Here is a 20,003-nt window from a genome sequence, read left to right as displayed (position 1 = left end):
CCACCACTCGTCACCTTCCGAGGACAAATCTTGGTGGGTTCGCCTTCGGCTAGCTAAACTTCTACCCCGCCGGCATCCGCGTCTCGACCAAACGCGCCCAGAACGAGGCGCCGTGGCCGAGGATGTTGTCGTTGAAGACGTAGGCCGGGTGGTGGCACTCGTTGCCGTCGCCCATGCCGACCAGCACCATCGCGCCGGGACGTGCTTCCAGCATGAACGAGAAATCCTCGGCGCCCATCATCGGGATGAACTTGTCGTTGACGCGATCGGTGCCGACGATGTCGCGGGCGACGTCGGCGGCAAGGCCGGCCTCGCGCGCATGGTTCATCGTCACCGGATACATCCGCGTGTATTTCGTCTCGGCCGAGCCGCCATAGGCGCGGGCGACGCTCTCGGCGACTTCGCCGATGCGGCGCTCGACGAGATCGCGCACCTCGGGATCGAGCGTGCGCACGGTACCGCCGAGCTCGGCGACCTCGGGGATGATGTTGAAGGCGGTGCCGGAGTGGAATTGCGTGATCGAGATGACGGCTGACTTCAGCGGATCGACGTTGCGCGCCACGATCGATTGCAGCGCGTTGACGATCTGCGAGCCGATCAGCACGCTGTCAACGGATTTGTGCGGACCCGCGCCGGCGTGGCCGCCCTTGCCGTGGACCGTGATCTGGATGTTGTCGGAGGAGGCGAGCATCGCCCCGGGCGTGGTTGCGAAATGGCCTTCGGGCAGGCCCGGCATGTTGTGCATGCCGTAGACCTCCTGGATGTTCCAGCGCGTCATCAACCCGTCCTCGACCATGGCCTTGCCGCCGCCCCCGCCTTCCTCGGCGGGCTGGAAGATCATGATCGCCGTGCCGTCGAAATTACGCGTCTCGGCGAGATATTTGGCGGCACCCAGCAGCATCGCGGTGTGGCCGTCATGGCCGCAGGCGTGCATTTTGCCGGGGACCTTCGACGCATAAGGCACGCCCGACGTCTCCATGATCGGCAGCGCGTCCATGTCGGCGCGGAGCCCAATGGTCTTGCCGGAGGCGGATTTGCGGCCGCGGATCACCCCCACGACGCCGGTGCGGCCGATACCCGTCACCACCTCGTCGCAGCCGAATTCGCGCAACTTCTCGGCGACGATGCCGGCGGTGCGGTGGACCTCGTAGAGCAATTCGGGGTTCTCGTGGAAGTCATGGCGCCAGGCGGCCATTTCGTCGGAGAGGGCGGCAACGCGGTTGACGATGGGCATGGGGATCCGTTTCTTCTGTGTTCGCAGGGGTCGATGGGCTGGAAGCGTACTCCGCGGCATCGCGGTCCGCAAATGGTCGCCGGGCTTTCGTCCCCCCGTCCCGTGGCTATAAGGTGAGGCAGCGATACGGTAGGGACAAGGGCAGGCCATGACGTTCGGACGCGATAGTCTTGTGCTGGCGGCCTGCTTCTCGATCATGGCGAGCCCGGCCTTCGCCTGCGATGTCGGCCCGGCCACTGCCGTGATTGGATCGATCAGTCAGAAGATCCAGGCGGGCCAGATCAAGCGGATCGATCTTCTGAAGATCTCCGATCGGCTGCTCGCCAGCATTCCGATCTCGCCGGAGCATTTTTCGAGCTACGCGAGCGAACGCAAGACGCAGGTCCTGACCGCGACCGACGCGACCGAACTGGCGGCAGCCGTCAAGGCGCTGGCGCCCGTACAATTGTCTTACCAGCCCGATTTGCGCTGGCAGCTCGTCTTCCTCGATGACGCCGGCAATAGGCTGCACACGATCTTCTTTAGCAAGCGCTACCTACAGGGGCGCGGCCGCGCGGGCTATGTCGACGGCAATATGTGCGGCTTCATCACCGCCACCATCGGCAGCCCCGCGCTGGTGAAATGGCTGCAGAAGCGACTATAGACCGCAATCGCACGTGCCCCGGCAGCCACGAGCGTGGCTCCCGGGCGACGCAAGCGGTGCTCAGCTTTCGCCGAACACGCGCTTGAAGATCGTGTCGACGTGCTTGAGGTGATAGCCGAGGTCGAACTGCTCCTCGATCTCGGCGTCGGTGAGATACTTCTTCACCTCGATGTCCTTCTTCAGCAGCTGAAGGAAATCGCCTTCACCGCGCCAGACCGGCATCGCGTTGCGCTGCACCAGCTTGTAGGCGTCCTCGCGGCTCGCGCCCTTCTGCGTGAGCGCCAGGAGCACGCGCTGCGAATGCACGAGGCCGCCGAGGCGGTCGAGGTTCTTCTGCATGTTGGCGGGATAGACCAGGAGCTTGTCGATCAGGCCGGCGAGGCGCACCAGTGCGAAGTCGAGCGTCACGGTGGCGTCCGGGCCCATCATGCGCTCGGCCGAGGAGTGCGAGATGTCGCGCTCGTGCCAGAGCACGACATTCTCCAGCGCCGGCGTCACATAGGCGCGCACCATACGGGAGAGGCCGGTGAGGTTCTCCGACAACACCGGGTTGCGCTTGTGCGGCATCGCGGAGGAGCCCTTCTGCCCTTCGGAGAAGAACTCTTCGGCCTCCAGCACCTCGGTGCGCTGCATGTGGCGAATCTCGACCGCGATGCGCTCGACCGAGGAGGCGATCACGCCGAGCGTCGAGAAATACATCGCGTGGCGGTCGCGCGGAATCACCTGGGTCGAGATCGGCTCGGGGACGAGGCCCATGGCTTTCGCAACGTGCTCTTCGACGCGCGGATCGATCTGCGCGAAGGTGCCGACGGCGCCTGATATGGCGCAGGTCGCGACTTCCTTGCGCGCCGCGATCAGGCGCTCCTTGGCGCGCGAGAATTCGGCATAGGCATACGCGAGCTTGAGGCCGAAGGTCACCGGCTCGGCATGGATGCCGTGGCTGCGGCCGATGGTCGGCGTCATCTTGTGCTCGAAGGCGCGCTTCTTGAGCGCGGCCAGCACCTTGTCGAGGTCGGCGAGCAGCAGGTCGGCGGCGCGAGTGAGCTGGACGTTGAGGCAGGTGTCGAGCACGTCGGACGAGGTCATGCCCTGGTGGACGAAGCGCGCCTCGGGGCCGACGATCTCGGCGAGGTGAGTGAGGAAGGCGATGACGTCGTGCTTGGTCTCACGCTCGATCTCGTCGATGCGGGCGACGTCGAAGGTGGCGTCCTTGGCCTTGGCCCAGACCGTTTTGGCGGCCTCTTTGGGGATGGTGCCGAGCTCGGCGAGGGCGTCCGCCGCATGCGCCTCGATCTCGAACCAGATCTTGAACCGGGTCTGCGGCTCCCAGATCGAGGCCATTTCCGGGCGGGTATAGCGGGGGATCATCTGACGGCTCCAGGAAGGTGGGCGGGCGGTCCCAAGGGGCGGCGCGGGCCAAAATGCTTTTTACGCCGTGATTTAACAGAGCAGGCACCGCGAAACAAACGGTGTGGGCCCCGGGAGAGGGGGATCGTCGGGCTATCCACCGGACCGGTTAGCAGGGTTGGCGACCCCGGCCGCAAATATTAACTGTCAATCACGGATCATTGACTGACAGATATTGAAATCTGTCAGCCGGACGTGTATATCCGTTCTCGGACGCTCCGATTGGGCGTCCCGCGACAAGCCCCGGGGAGCCCGACATCCGAGCCAAGCTCGGATCGGAGGGCGGATTGAAGAGCGGGGACCGCGGACGAATGGAGACTTACGACAATGACAATCGAAATCATCAACCTCACCGGCGCGATTGGGCATTGGCTCAATTTGCTGGTGGCGCGCCAGATCGCGGCGCAGGCTGCAAAACTGCCTCATTAAGGCGAGAGCTTTCCGAAACGGCCGGCATGGGCGCTTCGGAAGCAACCCTATCGCCGGGTAACTGAGCCCAAACGGGAACATGGTGCTGGCATGAATGAAGCCGTTGTCTTGACGCCGGAGCGGATCCTCGAAGTGACCGAGGACGTCTTGCGGCGTTACGGACTTGCCAAGGCCACCGTGGTCGACGTTGCCCGTGCGCTCGATGTGAGCCACGGCAGCGTCTATCGCCATTTCCCGAGCAAGGCCTCGCTGCGCGAGGCCGTTGCCAAACGCTGGTTGGACCGCATCGACGCGCCGCTCCGCCAGATCGCCGCGGAGCAGGGCCCGGCGCCGGCGCGGCTCGAGCGCTGGCTGCGCACGCTGTTCGCCGCCAAGCGTTCGCGTGTGCTCGACGACCCCGAGATGTTCGAGACCTATCTGACGCTGGCGCGCGAGGCCTGCGCGGCCGTCAAATGTCACAAGGACACCATGATCGACCAGATCTCGGCGATCCTGACTGATGGCGTGAAGCAGGGCGCATTCGCCATCGGCGACGTCAAGACCACTGCGCGCGCGATCTTCGATGCCACCGTCCGCTTCCACCATCCGGCGCATGCCGACGAGTGGAAGGATGCCGATCTCTCCGCGCGCGTCGATGCGACGCTCGCGCTGCTGCTGCGCGGCCTGAAGGCGGCCTAAACCCGGAGGCCTAACTCACCCTCTTGCCTTGTGAAGAAGCGCACTCTCCCGAACGGGGGGCGCGGCCGTTGCGTGCCTGCGCGGCTGAAACGCACCGCCGTTGGTCGCCGGTACGACCGGCGGGCTCTCCGGATATGCATTAACCGCGATTTCGACGGCATCCTTTGACCGCTTTCGAAGGCGGTAGAATGTCAGCTCCTGCTCGAGCATGGGGCAGCGGAAGTGGACGACGGCCGTATCGGGCAGGCGGCAAAGTTCATCGATGAGCTCGCCTACGGTGATGATCGGGGGATGGTCGACTGCCTTGTGATGAGCCTTACTCATGGCGATTCCTCCACTCTACTCCTAACCGGAGCCGGATGGCCTCCGTTCCATCGGGCCCGGCAGATTCGAAATCTCCAAGTGACGTGGGGGAAAGCGGCAGCCCCGCTGCTAGATCCTCGTCAGCCCGCACGTCGCGGCGAGCCGCACCAGCTGCGCGTCGGTGCGCGCGCCGGTCTTGGTCTTGATCAGATAGTGGTAGTTCTGCACTGTCTTCACACTGAGATTGAGATGCGTCGCGATCTGCTCGGTGGTGGCGCCGCCGGCGAACTGGCGCAGGATCTCGATCTCTCGCTCGCCCAACTGATCCAGCGCTGAACCCGCCGACAGACTGTCCTCGGCGAGGATATGCGCGATATCGTCGCTCATGGCCCGCTCGCCGCGCGCGACGGCGCGGATCGCGGTGACGACGGCGGACGGTTCGCTGCTCTTGGTGACGAAGCCGCTGGCGCCGGCGCCGAAGGCGGCTTTCACCAGCACGGCCTCGTTGTGCATGGTGAAGACGAGGATCCGCGCCCGCGGACTGCGCGCGCGGATGTTGCGGATCGCCTCCAGCCCGCTCGCGCCGGGCATCGAGATGTCGAGCAAGACGACATCGGGATCATGCGCCTTGAACGCGCTGTAGGCGTCCGCGGCGTTGTCGGCCTCCGCCACGACATGCAGATCGCCCTGGCTTTCCAGCACGCGCCGATAGCCTTGGCGGACGATCGGGTGGTCGTCGACGAGCAGCACGGAGATGCCTGTTGCTGCAACCTCGCTCATTCCGCCCTCACGCGGCGAGCGGGATGGTGGCGGCGACACTGAGGCCGCCGCGGGCGGGCAGGATCGAGAGCGATCCGCCGGCCGCCGTGACGCGCTCGCGGATGCCGGTCAGGCCGAAGCCGGCCGATTGCGAGACGCGCTCCGCATCGCCGCCGCCGTCGTCCTCGACGCGGATCAGCAGCGCGTCGTCCTCGCCGGCCCGGCGTTCGATGCGCAAAGAGATCTCGCGCGCCGCACCGTGACGCAGCGCGTTGGTCAGGCATTCCTGTGCCACGCGATAGGCCGTGGTGGCGGCCGGACCGCTGATGTCAGTGAGGTCACCCCTGAGATCGAGCTGGATCGTCGGCTGCGCCGCGCTCTGCGAGCGCCAGCTGTCGACGAGATTGACGAGACTTGCCTCGAGCCCGAGCTCCTCGGGCAGGGGATTGCGCAGACGCTTCAGCGCATCGCGGAGCGAGGCCATCAGATGATGGGTGGCCTGCGAGATCATGCGCGCGTCCTGCGCGATGCCATTATCCTGGTTGTCCTTCGTGCTCGCCGTTTCGATCGTGTTGGCGAAGGCGAGAATGGCGGAAAGATTCTGCCCGAACTCGTCGTGCAGCTCGCGGGCGAGGGCGCGGCGCTCGTCGTCGCGGATCTCGATCAGGCGCCGCGTCAGCGCGGCGCGCTGCTCGGTGGCTTCCTCCAGCCGGCCGCCGAGCTCGTCGACGGCGCTGCCGATCATCGCCAGCTCCATGGAGCGGAAGCGCGGCAGTTTGGTGCGATACTGCCCGCGCGCCATGCGCTGCAGGGCGGTCACGATCGTGCGCGCCGGTGCCAGCGCATGCGCGATCGCCAGCGAAGCCAGCAGCGCGATCGCCGTCGCCATCAATAGCGCGACGTCGATCACGTTGAGGATGTATTCCCAGGCGAGCGAGACGGCGGCCGCGGCATCCGGCGTCGCGACCACGGTGCCGGCGGTCGCGGCGCGGGGACTGACGGGCCGGACCACCTCGGCGTGGCTGCCGAGGAAGGTCGGCACGATCGCGGCGAACCAGCGCGGCGGGGTCTTGCCCAGCCCCTCGCTCTGGCCGCAGAGCGGCTTCTCGAATGCTGCGGCCGGCTGGAACTCGACGCAGACGCCGGGCGAGATTAGCTTCATGGTCTCCAGGGTGCGCCAGTCCGGAACGGGCAGGAGATGCTCGCGCGCTCTGCTGCTGCGCAACAAAAGCTCGCGCCAATACAGCGCCTGAAGCGCCTGCGCGACCCGCTGCGCCGAGGCCGCAGTCGACCGGTCGACGCTGCGATAGGCGTCGAATGTGGCCCATATGGTTGCCGCGCCAAGGCACAGGGCCACGATAAGCAGCAGACGGGCGACAAGCTGAAGCACGAGGCGCATGCGATCATCCCCGACGTTTGATAAGCTCAACCTAACAACGCCGCCGCGCCTTGCCAATTGCGGGGTGTGGCGGGATTGCAGCTCGGGCAAATTTCCCAAGCCGGATTGGGCATGGGTCTTTGGACCTGATACGGCGACTTTGATCTAATCGACTGGAAATCTTTGCAGGCCAATCGTTGCGGGCCGGGAGCAGTGCAGCATGAGTTCGATCACGATTGGACCGATCGCGGGAACCGCGACCGACCCATCCGAGCGCAGTGCGCTCCTGTTCTGGATGATCTTCACGGGGCTCTCGATCTTCGCCGTCGTGCTGCTGTGGCGGTTCGGCCTGATCCATCTGATGCTGACCTCGGACCGGACCTACATTTCGAGCGTCATCGCGGTGCTCTATGTCCTGACCTGCGGCCACTGCTTCCTGCGCACGCGGGCGATCGCGCGTGAAGGCGCAGCGGCGCGGCGCTGCCGCGAGGCGCTCGCGGCGCCTGACGGCGGCAAGGTGCTCGATGCGAGCGCGGCGGCGCTGCCGCGCGGGCTGGTGCGCGACCACATCCAGAGCCTGCTGACGAAAGCGGCCGCGCAGGGCTACCGCCCGGTCGACCAGACGCTGCTGCTGCGGACGCTCGCGGACCGGCTGCGCGGCTCCAATGGGTTCGGCGCCTTCGTCTCGGATACGCTGATGAAGCTCGGCCTGCTCGGCACCATCGTCGGCTTCATCATCATGCTGGCGCCGATCGCGGGGCTGGATGCCGCCGACAAGGTCGCGATGCGCTCTTCGATGGGGCTGATGAGCGACGGCATGGCGGTCGCGATGTACACGACGCTCGCCGGCCTCGTCGGCTCGATCCTGGTCCGCATCCAGTATTACATGCTGGATGCCGCGACCCAGCGTGTGTTCTCGGATGCGGTCGTGCTGACCGAGACCTATGTGACCCCCGTGCTGGAGCGCAAGGGGTCTGAAAAGGGGGCTGGAATCAAGGGCGCCGGAATCCCGTCATGATGGATGATTTCGGCCTCTATCCGCGCGAGGAGCCGTTCGATCCGCTGGGCGTGATGCTGTTCAAGGCGCTCCAGGTGATCGCGTTCCTATTCTTTCTTGCGCTGCTCGCGGTCTCTCCTGATGCCAAGGAGGGCAAGATCGATTCCAAGGCTGAGTTCATGATCACGCTGGACTGGCCGGACAGCCACCCCGACGATCTCGATCTGTTCGTGCAGGACCCCGCCGGCAACATCGCCTGGTATCGCCATCGTGAGGCCGGCTTCCTGACCCTCGATCGCGACGACCGCGGCGGGGCCAACGACTTTATCATGGTCGCCGGCAAGAAGATCGCCTCGCCGATCCGCGAGGAGATCGTCACGGTGCGCGGCATCGTCGCCGGCGAATACACCGTCAACGTCTCGCATTTCGTGGCGACGACCAGCGAACCCGTCACGGCCAATGTGAAGGTGCAGAAGCTCAATCCGACCGCGCAGGTGGTCTTCGACAACAAGTTCACGCTCGACCACACCGGCGACGAGAAGACCGCCGTGCGGTTCCGGCTCGATGCCGAGGGTAAGGTCATCGACGTGAGCCAGCGGCCGAAATCGCTGATGGAGACGTTCCGCAGCAGCTGGCGCAACGGGGCCGATCTCGACCCGAGGACCGGTGTGAGCAGTAACGCCAAGAGGATACGCCGTGACTAATCTGCAAACGGTCATCCTCACGCTGTCGGTTGCCTATGCCGTGATCGGCGCGCTGCTGCTGATCGTGCTGGTCTATGGGCGGCTGCACTGGTCGTTCAAGGCGGTCGCGGTGGTGGTTACCAGCGCGTTCTACATCGTCAGCTTCAGCGAGATGCGCGGGTTGCTCGGTTGGGCCAGCACCGACCGGCTTCCGACGACCTTCAAGCTGCTGAAGTCCCGCATCGTCGAGCCGCATTCGCTTCAGGGTGATCCCGGCTCGATTTATCTGTGGGTCGAGCAGCTGGACGAGGACAATCGCCCGAGCGGCATCCCGCGTGCCTTCCGTGTACCCTACGACGACAGGCTCGCCGACAAGACCCATGCCGCGGAGAACGAGATCGCGTTGGGACATCCGCAAGGTGGCCGCGCCGCGGATTTCGGCGGCGGTGATGGCAGCCTCATCGACATGGTCCGGGAATACGTGACGCCCAAGACGATCATGGAGACGACCGGCGGCGATTCCTCGACCGGCGAATTCATCGCCCCGCCGGCCGGCGCGCAAGGCGTGAGCTTCACCCCGCTGCCGCCGCCTCGAATGCCGCCAAAGGACGAGCAATAGGCTCTTCATCATCACCGCAAGATCATCACCGCAAGGCGGCGCTGGTAATCGGCGCGGCGCTGGCGCATGGTTTTGACCTCCCTCAATTTGGCCTTACCGGCCTTCAATAAGAATTGGAGGGTGGAGGGTGCGTGCTCCTAGCTATCTTTTCGGATATCCATGGCAACAGGCAGGCCTTCGAGGCCTGCCTGAAGGCTGCCCGCGCGAGGGGCGCGGAGCGGTTCGTCCTGCTCGGCGATTTCGTCGGCTATGGCGCCGATCCGGAATGGGTGGTGGATACCGCGATGGAGCTCGTTGCCCAGGGTGCGATCGCCGTGCGCGGCAATCACGACCAGGCGGTCAATTCCTCGACTGAGACCATGAACGCCGAGGCGCAAATCGCGATCGAATGGACCCGCGGCCGGCTTGATACCGCGCAGCGGCGGTTCCTGACCGAACTGCCGATGCTGGTGGAGGATAGCGATCGTCTCTTCGTGCATTCGGAAGCCTCCAGCCCGCAGCGCTGGCACTACGTCCGCTCGACGGTGGACGCCGCCAAGAGCCTGATTGCAACGCCCGCCCATGTCACGTTCTGCGGCCACATCCATCGTCCCGCGCTCTATTCGATGTCGGTGACGGCGAAGATGACGAGCTTCGTGCCGAAGACCGACGTTCCGGTGCAGCTTCTGCGCGGCCGGCAATGGCTCGCCGTGCTCGGCTCGGTCGGCCAGCCCCGCGACGGCGATCCGTCTGCGGCCTTCGTATTGTTCGACACCGAATCGTGCCGGATCACCTACTGCCGCGCGCCCTATGACATCGGGACCGCGGCGGACAGGATTCGCGACAACGGCTTGCCGCACTGGCTCGCCGATCGGCTCTCGCAGGGGCGCTGAGGGCGATGCCGAAGCCCCTGGTCAAATCCGGCGCGTTGATCGATGGTTACACCATCGGTGAATGCGTTCATGCCGGCGGCATGGCGACGCTGTGGACGGTCACTCATCCCGGCATCGACGTGCCCTTGCTGATGAAGATCCCGCGGGTGTCGGAGGGCGAGGATCCTGCCGCGATCGTCTCCTTCGAGATGGAGATGATGATCTTGCCGCGGCTGGCGGGTCCGCACGTCCCGGCCTGTTTCGGCACCGGCGATTTCGCGCACCAGGCCTATGTCGTGATCGAGCGAATCGGCGGGACCACGCTCTACAAGCGGCTGCCCGACCTGCCGTTGCCTTACGATGAGGCGCGGCAGCTCGTCGCCAAGATCGCAACCGCGCTTGCCGATCTGCACCGCCAGAACGTGATCCATCACGACATCAAGCCGAGCAGCATCATGTTCCGCGATAGCGGCGAGGCGGTGCTGATCGACTACGGCCTGTCGCATCACAACCACCTGCCGGATCTCCTGCAGGAGGAGTTCCGCCTGCCTTACGGCACCGCGCCCTACATGGCACCCGAGCGGCTGTCAGGGGTGCGCGACGATCCGCGCAGCGATCTGTTTTCGCTCGGCGTGCTGCTCTATTTCTTCACGACTGGCGAGCGGCCCTTCGGCGAGGGCGAGACGATGCGCGCGATGCGGCGCCGGCTGTGGCGCGATCCGCATCCGCCGCGAAGCTTGCGCGCCGACTACCCGCCCTGGCTTCAGGAAATAGTGTTGCGGTGTCTCGAGATCGAGCCGGTGTGGCGCTATCCGACGGCGTCGCAGCTTGCCTTCGATCTCGCCCATCCGGACCAGGTCAAGCTCACCGCGCGCTCGGAGCGGGTGAAACGCGACCCAATCGGGGTCGCATGGCGTCGCCGCTTCAACCAGGGCGTCATGGCGCCGCGCGCGAAATCGGATGTCGCCGCCCAGATCGCATCGAGCCCCATCCTCGCCGTCGCGCTCGACACCGTGGAAGGGGCACCGGAGCTGAATGAGGCGCTGCGCGTGACCACCGAGCGCATCCTTGCCACCTTGCCGTCAGCACGGCTTGCCTGTGTCAATGTGCTCAAGCTGAACCGGATCGCGATCGACCGTACCCTGGACGAGCAGGGGTCCAACAAGCATATCGACCGCCTGGTCGCGCTCAGGCATTGGGCGACGCCGCTCAAGCTGGATGAGAGCCGGCTGTCGGCTCATGTGCTGGAGGCGGTCGATCCCGCCGCCGCGATCCTGGAGTTCGCCGAGGTCAACCAGGTCGACCACGTCATCATCGGCGCGCGGCAGGGCTCATTCCGGCGCACGCTGCTCGGCAGCGTCTCGGCCAAGGTGGCTTCGGAAGCGGCCTGCACGGTCACCGTGGTACGGCCGCCGCGGATGGCGGGGGAAGCCGGCGAGCCCAATGCCGGCGAAGTGCCGGATAGGCCGCCTGCCGTTTGAGGGTGGATCAGGCCGCGTGGGCGGAGTGAGCGATGCGCTTGCGGCGGATCGGCCAACAGAATTGCGGGCCGGGCTCGCCGTGATCCGGACTGCCGCCGAAATACTGGATGATCTCGCGGCACGGCTCGCAATTGAACAGGTTACGCGACGCGGATGCCTTGGTCATTTCCTTGAGGCAGTTCGGGCAGTGCGGTTTCATGGGAGGTGGTCCGGAAAAGAGTGTCTCAGTGTCGGCGCCGCGACGGAAACGAATGATCGAGGTCCGAATTGTCGAGCCCGGCATCGTCGCCGAGTGCGCCATCGGCACGCTCGAGGCGGCCGAAGAAATAGTCGAGGCCCGGATGCGGGCGGCGCGATCCGGCACCTGCGCTTCGGCTGGCGCTTCACGAGTGCGATCTGCATGGCGCTCAGCCCCGACGACGAAGGTGGATGATGCGGGCGGAAGCCGCGGCCTTCACCGGTCGTGCGACAAAGAGGCTGCGAGTTGCAATCGCCGCGTTGAACCCGAACCACAACGCTACGCCAGTCCAAACCAGGGTCGTCGTCATGATGTGCTCCCGTCAAAAGCAGGCAGGAGTCACTTGCGGTGATTTGCGCGAATCAGTGAAGTCCGGATGAGTACGGATCAAGAGTGCAATTTTAGGCAATACGCGTCGCAACACCCGTAAAAGCCGCGGGATTTTCCGCCGTCCGCCTGCGTCGTTTGATCCAGCTCAAATCGCTTCGCCGCGAGCTCCCAGCGCGGCATTGCGGATCGCGGCGATGTTGGTCTTGTAGGCTTCCTGCGTGCCGCCCCTGAACACGGATGTGCCGGCGACGAAGGCGTTGGCGCCAGCCGCGGCGAGCGCGCCCGCAACTTCGGGGCCGACGCCGCCATCAACCTCGATGTCGATCGGGCGTCCGGCCGTCATCGCGCGGATGTCGCGGATCTTGCCGATCGCGGAAGGGATGAAGGCCTGGCCGCCGAAGCCGGGATTGACCGACATCACCAGCACGAGGTCGACGAGGTCGAGGACATATTCGAGCGTGCTGATCGGTGTGCCGGGATTGAGCGAGACGCCGGCCTTCTTGCCGCGCGCGCGGATCGCCTGGAGCGAGCGGTGCAAATGCGGACCGGCCTCCGCATGCACGGTGATGTGGTCGCAGCCGGCTTTCGCAAAGGCCTCGAGATAGGGGTCACAGGGCGAGATCATCAGGTGCGCGTCGAACACCTTCTTCGTGTGCGGGCGCATCGCCTTGATGACGTCGGGGCCGTAGGAGATGTTGGGAACGAAGTGACCGTCCATCACGTCGAGATGGATCCAGTCCGCGCCGGCGGCGTCGACGCTGCGCACCTCCTCGCCGAGCCTGGAGAAGTCCGAGGCCAGGATCGAGGGCGCGATTGCCAGGGGGCGGGGGGCGAAGGCTTGGGTCATGGCGCGGTTTCCCGTGGCGGCCGAAAGAGGATTGGGCCTCGCCTAACATGGGCCTCCGCGGTCGGCAATGCAGGGCAGGCGTGCTTCCTGTGGGCGGAAATTTCTGCCGCGACCGGCATGATTTGCCGGTGTTCCCGGGCCATCGAAGGTGCGGTGGCGGCGGATTTCATTGAACTTTTTGCGCTGGCACGACGCTTGCTGACGTTACCCGACAGAACATTGGCCGCGGCATGCCGCGTCGGTTGGAGTTGTGCAATGCTGTTAGCCCTTGGCGCCGTGTCCAGCGCGCTCGACGCGATCCAGTCGCTGACGAACTCGAAGTCGTCCTCGTCGACGCAGAAGGCCGGGTCGGCGCAGAAGGCCGGATCTTCGCAGGGCGCAACCAACCCGTTCGCGATCGACAGCAGCGCTGGCAGCATGACGACCTCATTGGTCGGCTCAGGCAGTCCTCCACAGATCGCGCCGGAGACCATGAACGCGCTGCTCGCCGCGCAGAGCCAGTCGACCGACGGCGCGAGCAGTTCGGCGAGCTCGACCTCGTCGAGTTCGTCGTCCTCGATGTCGAAGGGCCGGGAGACTGCGCTCAAGGATCTGTTCTCTCAGATCGATGCGGACGGCGACGGCAGCATTACCAAGTCCGAGTTCGAGGACGCGCTGGGCGCCGGCGGCACCAACCTCGCGCAGGCCGACGATGTCTTCTCGAAGCTGGATGCGAACGCCGACGGCAACGTCAGCCTTGACGAGATGTCGAAGGCGCTGAAGAGCGGCCACGGGCAGCATCACGCGCAAGGCGCCGGCGGCGCGGGCGCTGGATCGGATTCCTCGTCGAAGTCCGGCGGCGGATCGACCTCGACCACGACGACCGCTGCCGACGGCTCGACCACGACGACCGTCACCTATGCCGATGGCTTCAAGATGTCGACGACGGTGCCGGGCGCCTCCAGCCCCCGCAACTCGGCTTACGATCTGTTCGCGCAGTTGATGCAGCAGCAAGGCGGGCAGGGCTCTTCGGCGGCTGCCGGTTCGTCGATGTCGATGAGCGTGTGAGCGGCATCCGAGATTAGCCGGCATATTCGTGCGTGATGTCACGATAGGCATACCGGTCGCGGATTTCGTGGTTGAAGAACGCCCCCTTTGAGCGCGTTTCCCTGAACGCGGCGGCGACCTCGGGCGGAACATCCTCGTAGACATAGAGCCGTCCGCTGACGAAAGTCACCTTCAGCTCGCGCGTATCCGGCGCATAGCGGAAGAAGCGGATCACGGAAGACGGCATGGCGGTACACCTTGGCCCGCCATGATAACGCCGTATCCGCCGTTTCGTTTCTAGCCGAACCGGTCCGTCCAGGCCGGCAGCGCTCCCGGGAACGGTAGCGCGGCTGCGCTATAGACGCCGCGGGCGATTGCGCGCGCGACCACGTTGGCTGCGACGGTGCCGAGTTCGGTGAGGCCGACCAGCGGATCGATCGGCTTCTCACCGGTGGCGGCCGCAAACAACACGTCGCCGTCGGTCGGTGCATGCACCGGATAGATTGCGCGGGCAAAGCCGGTGTGTGCGATCATCGCGAGCCGCTTGGCCTGGGGCTTGGTCAGCACCGCGTCAGTGACGACGGCGCCAATGGTGGTGTTCTCGCGCGCGCTCGCGGCAGGGCCGCCCTTGATGCGCATGCGGAGCATGTCGTCGGTGAATTTGTCCGGCAGGCCGCGTCCGCCGAACTCGCCGTTCACCTCGAACGGCGCCGCCCAGAACCAGGGTCCGTTGCCGACGGTGACGCTTCCCACCGCGTTGACGGCGACGATCGCGGCGACCTTGACGCCATCAGGCGTCACCGCCGAGGCCGAGCCGAGCCCGCCCTTGAAGGTTGCGGTGGTGGCACCGAGGCCGGCGCCGGCGCTGCCGATCGCGAAGTCAGTGCCGGCGGCGGCCGCCGCGGCGTAGCCGAGGTCGCGATAGGGCGAGAACCGTCCCCAGGCCTTGTCGCCCCCATTGAGCAGATCGAACAGGATCGCGCCCGGCACGATCGGGATCAGCGCTTCCCGAACCCGGTGGCCGCGGCCCTGCTCGGCGAGCCAGGCCTGCACCCCGCCGCCGGTATCGAGGCCAAACGCGGAACCGCCTGACAGTGCGATCGCGTCGACGCGCTCGACGGTGTTGGCGAGATCCAGCAGCGCGTCCTCGCGCGTGCCGGGTCCTCCGCCGCGGACGTCGATCGCCGCGACCGCCGGCTGGTCGAAGATGATCGCGGTCGTGCCAGAGGCAACTTTGGCATCCTCGGCATGGCCGACGCGGACGCCGGCAATATCGGTGAGCAGATTTTTCAAGGCGGCCTCATCGTTGAGTGCAGTTCGCGATCTGCGATAGCGCAGAGAGCACGAAGGCTCAACTGGCGAGTGCCGTCCGGAGCATCTTGGCAAGCTCGGACTTGCGGTAGGGCTTTGCCAGCAGCAGCACGCCGGAATCGAGCCGGCCGTGGTGGACGATGGCGTTCTCGGTATAGCCCGAGGTGAACAGTGTCTTCAGGTCGGGACGGCGGCGGGCGGCTTCATCGGCAAGCTGGCGACCGTTCATGTTGCCCGGCATGATGATGTCGGTGAAGAGCAGGTCGATGGTCTTGTCGTTGTCGATGATGGTCAGGGCCTCCGCGCCGTTGGCGGCCTCGAGCGCGGTGTAGCCGAGGCTCTTGACCTGGGTCACCACATATTGCCGCACCAGTGCGTCGTCCTCGACGATCAGGATCTTCTCATCGCCGCCGGTGATGGGCGCGTTCTGGAGCACTTCAGTCTCGGTCTCCTGCACGCCGCTCGAGCGCGGCAGGTAGATCTTGACGCTCGTGCCGTGGCCTTCCTCGCTGTAGATCTTGACGTGGCCGCCGGACTGCTTGACGAAGCCGAACACCATGCTGAGCCCGAGCCCGGTGCCCTTGCCAACCTCCTTGGTGGTGAAGAAGGGGTCGAACACCCGGTCGATCAACTCCGGCGGAATTCCGGAGCCGGTGTCACTGACCGCGATCATCACGTAACTGCCGGCGACCATGTCAGCATTCATGCTGGCATAGCCGTCGTCGAGGAAGACGTTGCGGGTCTCCAGCACCAGGGTGCCGCCATCGGGCATCGCGTCACGTGCGTTCAGCGCGAGATTGAGGATCGCCGTGGAAAGCTGGCCGGGGTCGACCAGAGCCGGCCATGCATCCTCGGTGAGCTGCGGCATGATGGTGATTTGCTCGCCCAGGGTGGGGTGCAACAGCTTGGCGGCTTCGAGCGCCAGCGCATTGACGTCGATCTCGCGGGGCTGGAGCGGCTGCTTGCGGGCGAAGGCTAGCAGATGCTTGGTCAGCTGCGCGCCGCGCTCGGCGGCGTCGTCGATCAGCTTGGTGATCGCAGCCAGCTCGGGCCGGTCGGCGACCGCGTCCGACAAGATGCCGATCGTGCCGGTGATGACCGTCAGCACGTTGTTGAAGTCGTGGGCGACGCCGCCGGTCAGCTGACCGATGGAATCCATTTTCTGGACCTGCCGGAACTGGGCTTCGGCGGCCTGCTTTTCCGTGAGATCCCGGCCGATGAAGAAGTGACGCTTCACCGGCTCGGACCAGGTGCCCATCCAGTTCAGCGTGACCTCATGACCGTCGTAGTGATAGTAGCGCGCCTCGAAGCTGCGCTTGACCGCGCCGCGCCGCGCCGCACGCATCTCCTCCCGGGTCCTATCGAGGTCGTCGGGGTGAATGAACTCGGTGGCGCTGTGCCCGATCAGATCTTCCGGGCTGAAGCCGAGGATGTCCTTCACGCTGGGGCTGACCTGGATGAAATTGCCGAAACCGTCGGTGACCAAGATCAGGTCCTGCGAGGTCTCGAAGATGCGCTGGCGCTCCTCGATCTCGCGGCGAAGCTTTTCCCTGGATTGCTTCTCCTCGGTGATGTCGTGGGCGATCTTGGAGGCGCCGATGATCTCGCCGCTCTCCGCCCGAAGTGGCGAGACGTTGAGGACGACGTCGAGCGCGCGACCATCCTTCCTGAGACGGACCGTCTCGTGCTGGGCAATCGACTCGTTGCTGCTGATGCGATTGAGAATGCTCCTGACTTCAGGCTTGCGATCCTCAGGCACGATGATGTCGATCGGCTTGCCGACGGCCTCTGCGGCGGAATAGCCGAACAGGTGCTCGGCGGCACGGTTCCAGCCGGTGATGGCGCCGTTGAGCGACTGGGTGATGATGGCGTCGTTGGAGGATTCGACGACGGCGCCATACAGCGCGAGGCGCTTGCCATAGAAGTCGCGATCCGATGCCGATTGCTCGCGCAGCCTGCCGACAAGACCCACCGTCCGGGCCTGAAGGCGAACGTTCTCGATCAGCAACACCGCCAGCACGAAGCTCGACGCGCAGAGGCCATAGAGACGGCCGGCGTAGAAACCGAGATCGAAGCGCACGACGTTGACGATCGCAGACAGCGCGATGTCGAACAGCCATGCGCACATCACGACCATGAGCCATATGTCGATCACCGAATGTGGGCGCCGGAACCACAGTGAAACGAGCGCGGCGAAGCTCAGTGACCAAACAAAAGACACGACCCCGATCATGGTCGGTGTGTATCGGCTGTCGCGGAGCAGGACCGGCAACAGATCGTGCTGGGCGGTGACGATCCAGGTGAAGGCAGCCATGGCCACGACGACGCCGAGCACGATGGCGTAGATCACGTTGCTTGTCCTGCCCCGGACCGTGGGGCCGCCGTCCTTTTCCTTCAGCCAGGCATAGCCCAGCACGAACAGCGGGAAGGCGCCGTGCCAGACCATGTAGAGCCAGACCGTGGTCTGACTGCCGGCGCCAAACAGCCCGGTCGGCGCGAACAGGCCGGGGAAGGTGAGGGCATGGACCAGCGCTGCCGCGGCGGTGAACAGGTAGCCGGTCGAAAGCCACAACAGGGCGCGGGTCCGCAGCACCGAAAACTGCGACAGCAGCAGCACTGCCGTGATGATGTCGCTCACCGCCAGGGCAGATTGGTAGCTCGCGACAAAGGCCGGGACCGGCGGCAGCTGGATACCTGCGAACGGCACGGCCAGTGCGAACAGGATCGAAGAGACGCCGACGATCCACATTGCCGCGGTCCGGTCGGCCGATGCGGCCGGCAGAGTTGAAAGAAATGTGCTTCGGTCGATCGCAGGCACGTTCATCTCATGCAGACCCGTTTTGAGCATCTCCGCAGTTCCAGGATACGGCAGTCTTGATTCCACGGCCCCCCACGGTAGCCCGTTCCGGGCGCGTGTCGTGAACTGTTGCAGCGACGACTCAACCGAAGGTTACAGCTTACTTAATTTTGGTGGGAGCGCGGAATAGGGATGGGTAAGATGCGCTTTACTGGGCGGTGTCATAATGCCCTGCCGCCGCGGCGGGTTCCAGGCTTGAATCATACGATTTGGATCAATCGTGGGGGTTGTTCCCATGCCTCGTATTCTCATCATCGACGACCAGAAGGAAGTGCGCGCGATGGTCGCGATCGTGCTTCGGGTCAACCGTTACGAGGTTGCCGAGGCCGACAGCGGTGCGGCCGGGCTGAAAACCTTCGCGGAAGGCTCCTTTGACGCGGCGATTGTCGATATTTTCCTTGGCGACGTCAGCGGTGTCGACGTCATCGCGACCCTGCGCGAGCAGGCGCCGGGGCTTCCCGTCGTTGCAGTGTCCGGAATGACGGCGCTGGATTTCATGGAGCAGTCGTCCCACCTGGCCAACGTGGTCTGCCTGCAGAAACCGTTTCGGCCGAACGATCTCCTGCAAGCGCTTCGGAAAGCCCAGGCCGCGGCCAGCGGCGAGCTGCCTGCAGCCGTCTGAACCCGCTGCGAAAAGAAACGCCCCGGGCAAGCCGGGGCGTGGTGACGATCGTATAGCGGCCCGAGGGCGCGGCAAGCGGGCTTAGGTGCCGTTGCCCTTGATCTCGGCATAGTTGCCCTTGGCGTCCCATTTGTAGACGACGTAGTCGATCTGCTTGATGTCGCCCTTGGCGTCATACTCGACCGGACCGATCACGGTGTCCCACTTGCCGGCCTTCATCGCCTCCATGACCTTCTTGGCGTCGGTGGTGCCAGCCTTCTTGGCCGCCTGCGACCACACCTGCATCGCCGCGTAGGTGTAGAGGGTGTAGCCCTCCGGGTCGATATTCTTGGCCTTGAAAGCCTCGACGATCTTCTTCGCGGTCGGCTTGTTGCGCGGATCGGGGCCGAAGGTGAACAGCGTGCCTTCGCCGGCCGGGCCGGTGATGGAGGCGTACTCCTTGTCGGCGAGCGCGTCGCCGGCCATCAGCACGGTCTTGAGGCCCTGGTCGCGCATCTGACGCAGGATCAGGCCGCTCTCCTGATGGTACCCGCCGACATAGACGAGGTCGATGTTGTCGCGCTTCAAGCGCGAGACGATCGCGTTGAAGTCCTTGTCGCCCTTGTTGTAGGACTCGTACATCTTCTCGGTGACGCCGGCCTTGTTGAGCGCCTTCTTGGTCTCGTCGGCAAGACCCTTGCCGTAGGTGGTCTTGTCGTTGAGGATCGCGATGTTCTTGCCCTTGTAGTTCTTGGCGATGTACTGCGCCGCGATCAGGCCCTGCTGATCGTCACGGCCGCAGACGCGCGCCACGTTCCAGAGCTTGCGCTCGGTGAACAGCGGGTTGGTCGAGGCCGGCGTGATCTGCAGCACGTTGCCGTCGGCGTAGGCTTCCGAAGCCGGGATCGACGATGACGAGCAATAGTGCCCGGCCACGAACGGGATTTTCGCGCCGGCGATCTTTTCGGCAATCGAGCGCGCCTGCTTCGGGTCGCAGGCATCGTCCTCGACGGAAAGCGCGAGCTTCTTGCCGTTGACGCCGCCTGCGGCATTGATATCGGCCACGGCCATTTCGGCGCCGTTCTTCATCTGGCGGCCGAAGGCGGACTCGCCGCCGGTCATCGGGCCTGCGACTGCGACGGTGACATCCTGCGCGAACGCCGCGCTCGACAGCGCGATCGACGCGCCGAATGCCAGACCGATGAGCTTCAGTGACTTCATGAGATACCTCGCGGGTGGTCGCCTGTGGAAGTTGCCGGGCGTGCCCGGTCCAAACCGGCGCCATTCTCGAATGAATTTACCGAGAAGTCACCGGCAAAATACGGGCATCG

General features: G+C 65.1%; 20 protein-coding genes. 9 read left to right on the top strand and 11 right to left on the bottom strand.

From position 1 onward, the window contains the following. Positions 1-61 precede the first annotated feature (61 nt). Positions 62-1,234, bottom strand: a complete 1,173-nt coding sequence (locus tag RAD10_RS30565) for a M20 aminoacylase family protein (RefSeq protein ID WP_028142874.1) — start codon at positions 1,232-1,234, stop codon at positions 62-64. Positions 1,235-1,382: 148 nt separating this feature from the next. On the opposite strand from RAD10_RS30565, the gene RAD10_RS30560 reads away from it, so the two are divergent. Further along, positions 1,383-1,877, top strand: coding sequence for a hypothetical protein (locus RAD10_RS30560; RefSeq protein ID WP_461620407.1), 495 nt, complete (start codon positions 1,383-1,385; stop codon positions 1,875-1,877). Between the two features lie 60 nt (positions 1,878-1,937). Here RAD10_RS30560 and purB read toward each other — a convergent pair whose 3' ends face one another. Further along, positions 1,938-3,245 carry an adenylosuccinate lyase gene (purB, locus tag RAD10_RS30555; protein ID WP_461620406.1) on the bottom strand — a complete coding sequence of 436 codons (1,308 nt, stop codon included), beginning with the start codon at positions 3,243-3,245 and terminating at the stop codon, positions 1,938-1,940. 558 nt (positions 3,246-3,803) lie between these two features. Here purB and RAD10_RS30550 point away from each other — a divergent pair. Next, positions 3,804-4,391, top strand: a complete 588-nt coding sequence (locus RAD10_RS30550) for a TetR family transcriptional regulator (protein ID WP_461620405.1) — start codon at positions 3,804-3,806, stop codon at positions 4,389-4,391. Between the two features lie 432 nt (positions 4,392-4,823). Here RAD10_RS30550 and RAD10_RS30545 read toward each other — a convergent pair whose 3' ends face one another. Beyond that, a complete protein-coding gene (locus RAD10_RS30545; RefSeq protein WP_461620404.1) occupies positions 4,824-5,474 on the bottom strand; it encodes a response regulator in 651 nt (216 codons plus the stop codon). Positions 5,475-5,481: 7 nt separating this feature from the next. Further along, positions 5,482-6,852, bottom strand: a complete 1,371-nt coding sequence (locus tag RAD10_RS30540) for a sensor histidine kinase (protein ID WP_461620403.1) — start codon at positions 6,850-6,852, stop codon at positions 5,482-5,484. Between the two features lie 199 nt (positions 6,853-7,051). Here RAD10_RS30540 and RAD10_RS30535 point away from each other — a divergent pair, with 199 nt between their 5' ends. The 5 genes from RAD10_RS30535 to RAD10_RS30515 all read left to right on the top strand — a co-directional run bounded on the left by RAD10_RS30535 (position 7,052) and on the right by RAD10_RS30515 (position 11,462). Next, on the top strand, positions 7,052-7,849 hold the full coding sequence (locus RAD10_RS30535; protein ID WP_091965918.1) for a MotA/TolQ/ExbB proton channel family protein: 798 nt from the start codon (positions 7,052-7,054) through the stop codon (positions 7,847-7,849). Next, positions 7,846-8,532: a hypothetical protein gene (locus RAD10_RS30530; protein ID WP_461620402.1), complete on the top strand. Its 687-nt coding sequence runs from the start codon at positions 7,846-7,848 to the stop codon at positions 8,530-8,532. The genes RAD10_RS30535 and RAD10_RS30530 overlap by 4 nt, the downstream gene beginning before the upstream one ends. After that, positions 8,525-9,130 carry a hypothetical protein gene (locus RAD10_RS30525; RefSeq protein ID WP_461620401.1) on the top strand — a complete coding sequence of 202 codons (606 nt, stop codon included), beginning with the start codon at positions 8,525-8,527 and terminating at the stop codon, positions 9,128-9,130. Before RAD10_RS30530 ends, RAD10_RS30525 begins: the two co-directional genes overlap by 8 nt. Positions 9,131-9,261: 131 nt before the next feature. Then, positions 9,262-10,002, top strand: a complete 741-nt coding sequence (locus RAD10_RS30520) for a metallophosphoesterase family protein (protein ID WP_461620400.1) — start codon at positions 9,262-9,264, stop codon at positions 10,000-10,002. A gap of 5 nt (positions 10,003-10,007) precedes the next feature. Further along, on the top strand, positions 10,008-11,462 hold the full coding sequence (locus RAD10_RS30515; RefSeq protein WP_461620399.1) for a serine/threonine protein kinase: 1,455 nt from the start codon (positions 10,008-10,010) through the stop codon (positions 11,460-11,462). Between the two features lie 7 nt (positions 11,463-11,469). Here the strand turns inward: RAD10_RS30515 and RAD10_RS30510 are convergent, their stop codons facing one another. The 3 genes from RAD10_RS30510 to rpe all read right to left on the bottom strand — a co-directional run bounded on the left by RAD10_RS30510 (position 11,470) and on the right by rpe (position 12,877). Beyond that, a complete protein-coding gene (locus RAD10_RS30510; RefSeq protein WP_461620398.1) occupies positions 11,470-11,826 on the bottom strand; it encodes a hypothetical protein in 357 nt (118 codons plus the stop codon). 43 nt (positions 11,827-11,869) lie between these two features. Then, the gene (locus tag RAD10_RS30505) at positions 11,870-12,010 is read right to left on the bottom strand and encodes a hypothetical protein (RefSeq protein WP_162832251.1); all 141 of its coding nucleotides are present in this window, start codon (positions 12,008-12,010) and stop codon (positions 11,870-11,872) included. Positions 12,011-12,175: 165 nt separating this feature from the next. Further along, the gene (gene rpe, locus RAD10_RS30500; RefSeq protein WP_461620397.1) at positions 12,176-12,877 is read right to left on the bottom strand and encodes a ribulose-phosphate 3-epimerase; all 702 of its coding nucleotides are present in this window, start codon (positions 12,875-12,877) and stop codon (positions 12,176-12,178) included. Positions 12,878-13,132: 255 nt separating this feature from the next. Here rpe and RAD10_RS30495 point away from each other — a divergent pair, with 255 nt between their 5' ends. Beyond that, positions 13,133-13,924 carry an EF-hand domain-containing protein gene (locus RAD10_RS30495; RefSeq protein ID WP_461620396.1) on the top strand — a complete coding sequence of 264 codons (792 nt, stop codon included), beginning with the start codon at positions 13,133-13,135 and terminating at the stop codon, positions 13,922-13,924. Positions 13,925-13,937: 13 nt separating this feature from the next. Here the strand turns inward: RAD10_RS30495 and RAD10_RS30490 are convergent, their stop codons facing one another. From RAD10_RS30490 to RAD10_RS30480, 3 genes are read right to left on the bottom strand one after another with little or no spacing between them, the layout of a single operon-like run. Then, positions 13,938-14,150: a KTSC domain-containing protein gene (locus RAD10_RS30490; RefSeq protein WP_461620395.1), complete on the bottom strand. Its 213-nt coding sequence runs from the start codon at positions 14,148-14,150 to the stop codon at positions 13,938-13,940. Between the two features lie 50 nt (positions 14,151-14,200). Next, complete coding sequence (locus RAD10_RS30485) at positions 14,201-15,196, bottom strand: P1 family peptidase (RefSeq protein WP_461620394.1); 996 nt, start codon at positions 15,194-15,196, stop codon at positions 14,201-14,203. Between the two features lie 58 nt (positions 15,197-15,254). Beyond that, entirely contained in the window at positions 15,255-18,062 is a 2,808-nt protein-coding gene (locus tag RAD10_RS30480) for a PAS domain S-box protein (RefSeq protein ID WP_461620393.1), read from the bottom strand. Between the two features lie 244 nt (positions 18,063-18,306). Here RAD10_RS30480 and RAD10_RS30475 point away from each other — a divergent pair, with 244 nt between their 5' ends. Continuing rightward, positions 18,307-18,693: a response regulator gene (locus RAD10_RS30475; RefSeq protein ID WP_461620392.1), complete on the top strand. Its 387-nt coding sequence runs from the start codon at positions 18,307-18,309 to the stop codon at positions 18,691-18,693. An 81-nt stretch (positions 18,694-18,774) separates the two neighbouring features. On the opposite strand, the gene RAD10_RS30470 is transcribed toward RAD10_RS30475, so the two are convergent. Beyond that, positions 18,775-19,893 carry a branched-chain amino acid ABC transporter substrate-binding protein gene (locus RAD10_RS30470; RefSeq protein WP_461620391.1) on the bottom strand — a complete coding sequence of 373 codons (1,119 nt, stop codon included), beginning with the start codon at positions 19,891-19,893 and terminating at the stop codon, positions 18,775-18,777. Positions 19,894-20,003 lie beyond the last annotated feature (110 nt).

Source organism: Bradyrhizobium sp. 23AC (assembly GCF_054863025.1).
This window is presented reverse-complemented; position numbering and strand designations above follow the sequence as displayed.

Coding starts and splice junctions, on each gene's coding strand:
- RAD10_RS30545 (WP_461620404.1), bottom strand. CDS start 5,474: ATGAGCGAGGTTGCAGCAACAGGCATCTCCGTGCTGCTCGTCGACGAC.
- purB (WP_461620406.1), bottom strand. CDS start 3,245: ATGATCCCCCGCTATACCCGCCCGGAAATGGCCTCGATCTGGGAGCCG.
- RAD10_RS30560 (WP_461620407.1), top strand. CDS start 1,383: ATGACGTTCGGACGCGATAGTCTTGTGCTGGCGGCCTGCTTCTCGATC.
- RAD10_RS30505 (WP_162832251.1), bottom strand. CDS start 12,010: ATGACGACGACCCTGGTTTGGACTGGCGTAGCGTTGTGGTTCGGGTTC.
- RAD10_RS30550 (WP_461620405.1), top strand. CDS start 3,804: ATGAATGAAGCCGTTGTCTTGACGCCGGAGCGGATCCTCGAAGTGACC.
- RAD10_RS30480 (WP_461620393.1), bottom strand. CDS start 18,062: ATGCTCAAAACGGGTCTGCATGAGATGAACGTGCCTGCGATCGACCGA.
- RAD10_RS30530 (WP_461620402.1), top strand. CDS start 7,846: ATGATGGATGATTTCGGCCTCTATCCGCGCGAGGAGCCGTTCGATCCG.
- RAD10_RS30470 (WP_461620391.1), bottom strand. CDS start 19,893: ATGAAGTCACTGAAGCTCATCGGTCTGGCATTCGGCGCGTCGATCGCG.
- RAD10_RS30565 (WP_028142874.1), bottom strand. CDS start 1,234: ATGCCCATCGTCAACCGCGTTGCCGCCCTCTCCGACGAAATGGCCGCC.
- RAD10_RS30515 (WP_461620399.1), top strand. CDS start 10,008: ATGCCGAAGCCCCTGGTCAAATCCGGCGCGTTGATCGATGGTTACACC.
- RAD10_RS30495 (WP_461620396.1), top strand. CDS start 13,133: ATGCTGTTAGCCCTTGGCGCCGTGTCCAGCGCGCTCGACGCGATCCAG.
- RAD10_RS30475 (WP_461620392.1), top strand. CDS start 18,307: ATGCCTCGTATTCTCATCATCGACGACCAGAAGGAAGTGCGCGCGATG.
- RAD10_RS30490 (WP_461620395.1), bottom strand. CDS start 14,150: ATGCCGTCTTCCGTGATCCGCTTCTTCCGCTATGCGCCGGATACGCGC.
- RAD10_RS30540 (WP_461620403.1), bottom strand. CDS start 6,852: ATGCGCCTCGTGCTTCAGCTTGTCGCCCGTCTGCTGCTTATCGTGGCC.
- rpe (WP_461620397.1), bottom strand. CDS start 12,877: ATGACCCAAGCCTTCGCCCCCCGCCCCCTGGCAATCGCGCCCTCGATC.
- RAD10_RS30535 (WP_091965918.1), top strand. CDS start 7,052: ATGAGTTCGATCACGATTGGACCGATCGCGGGAACCGCGACCGACCCA.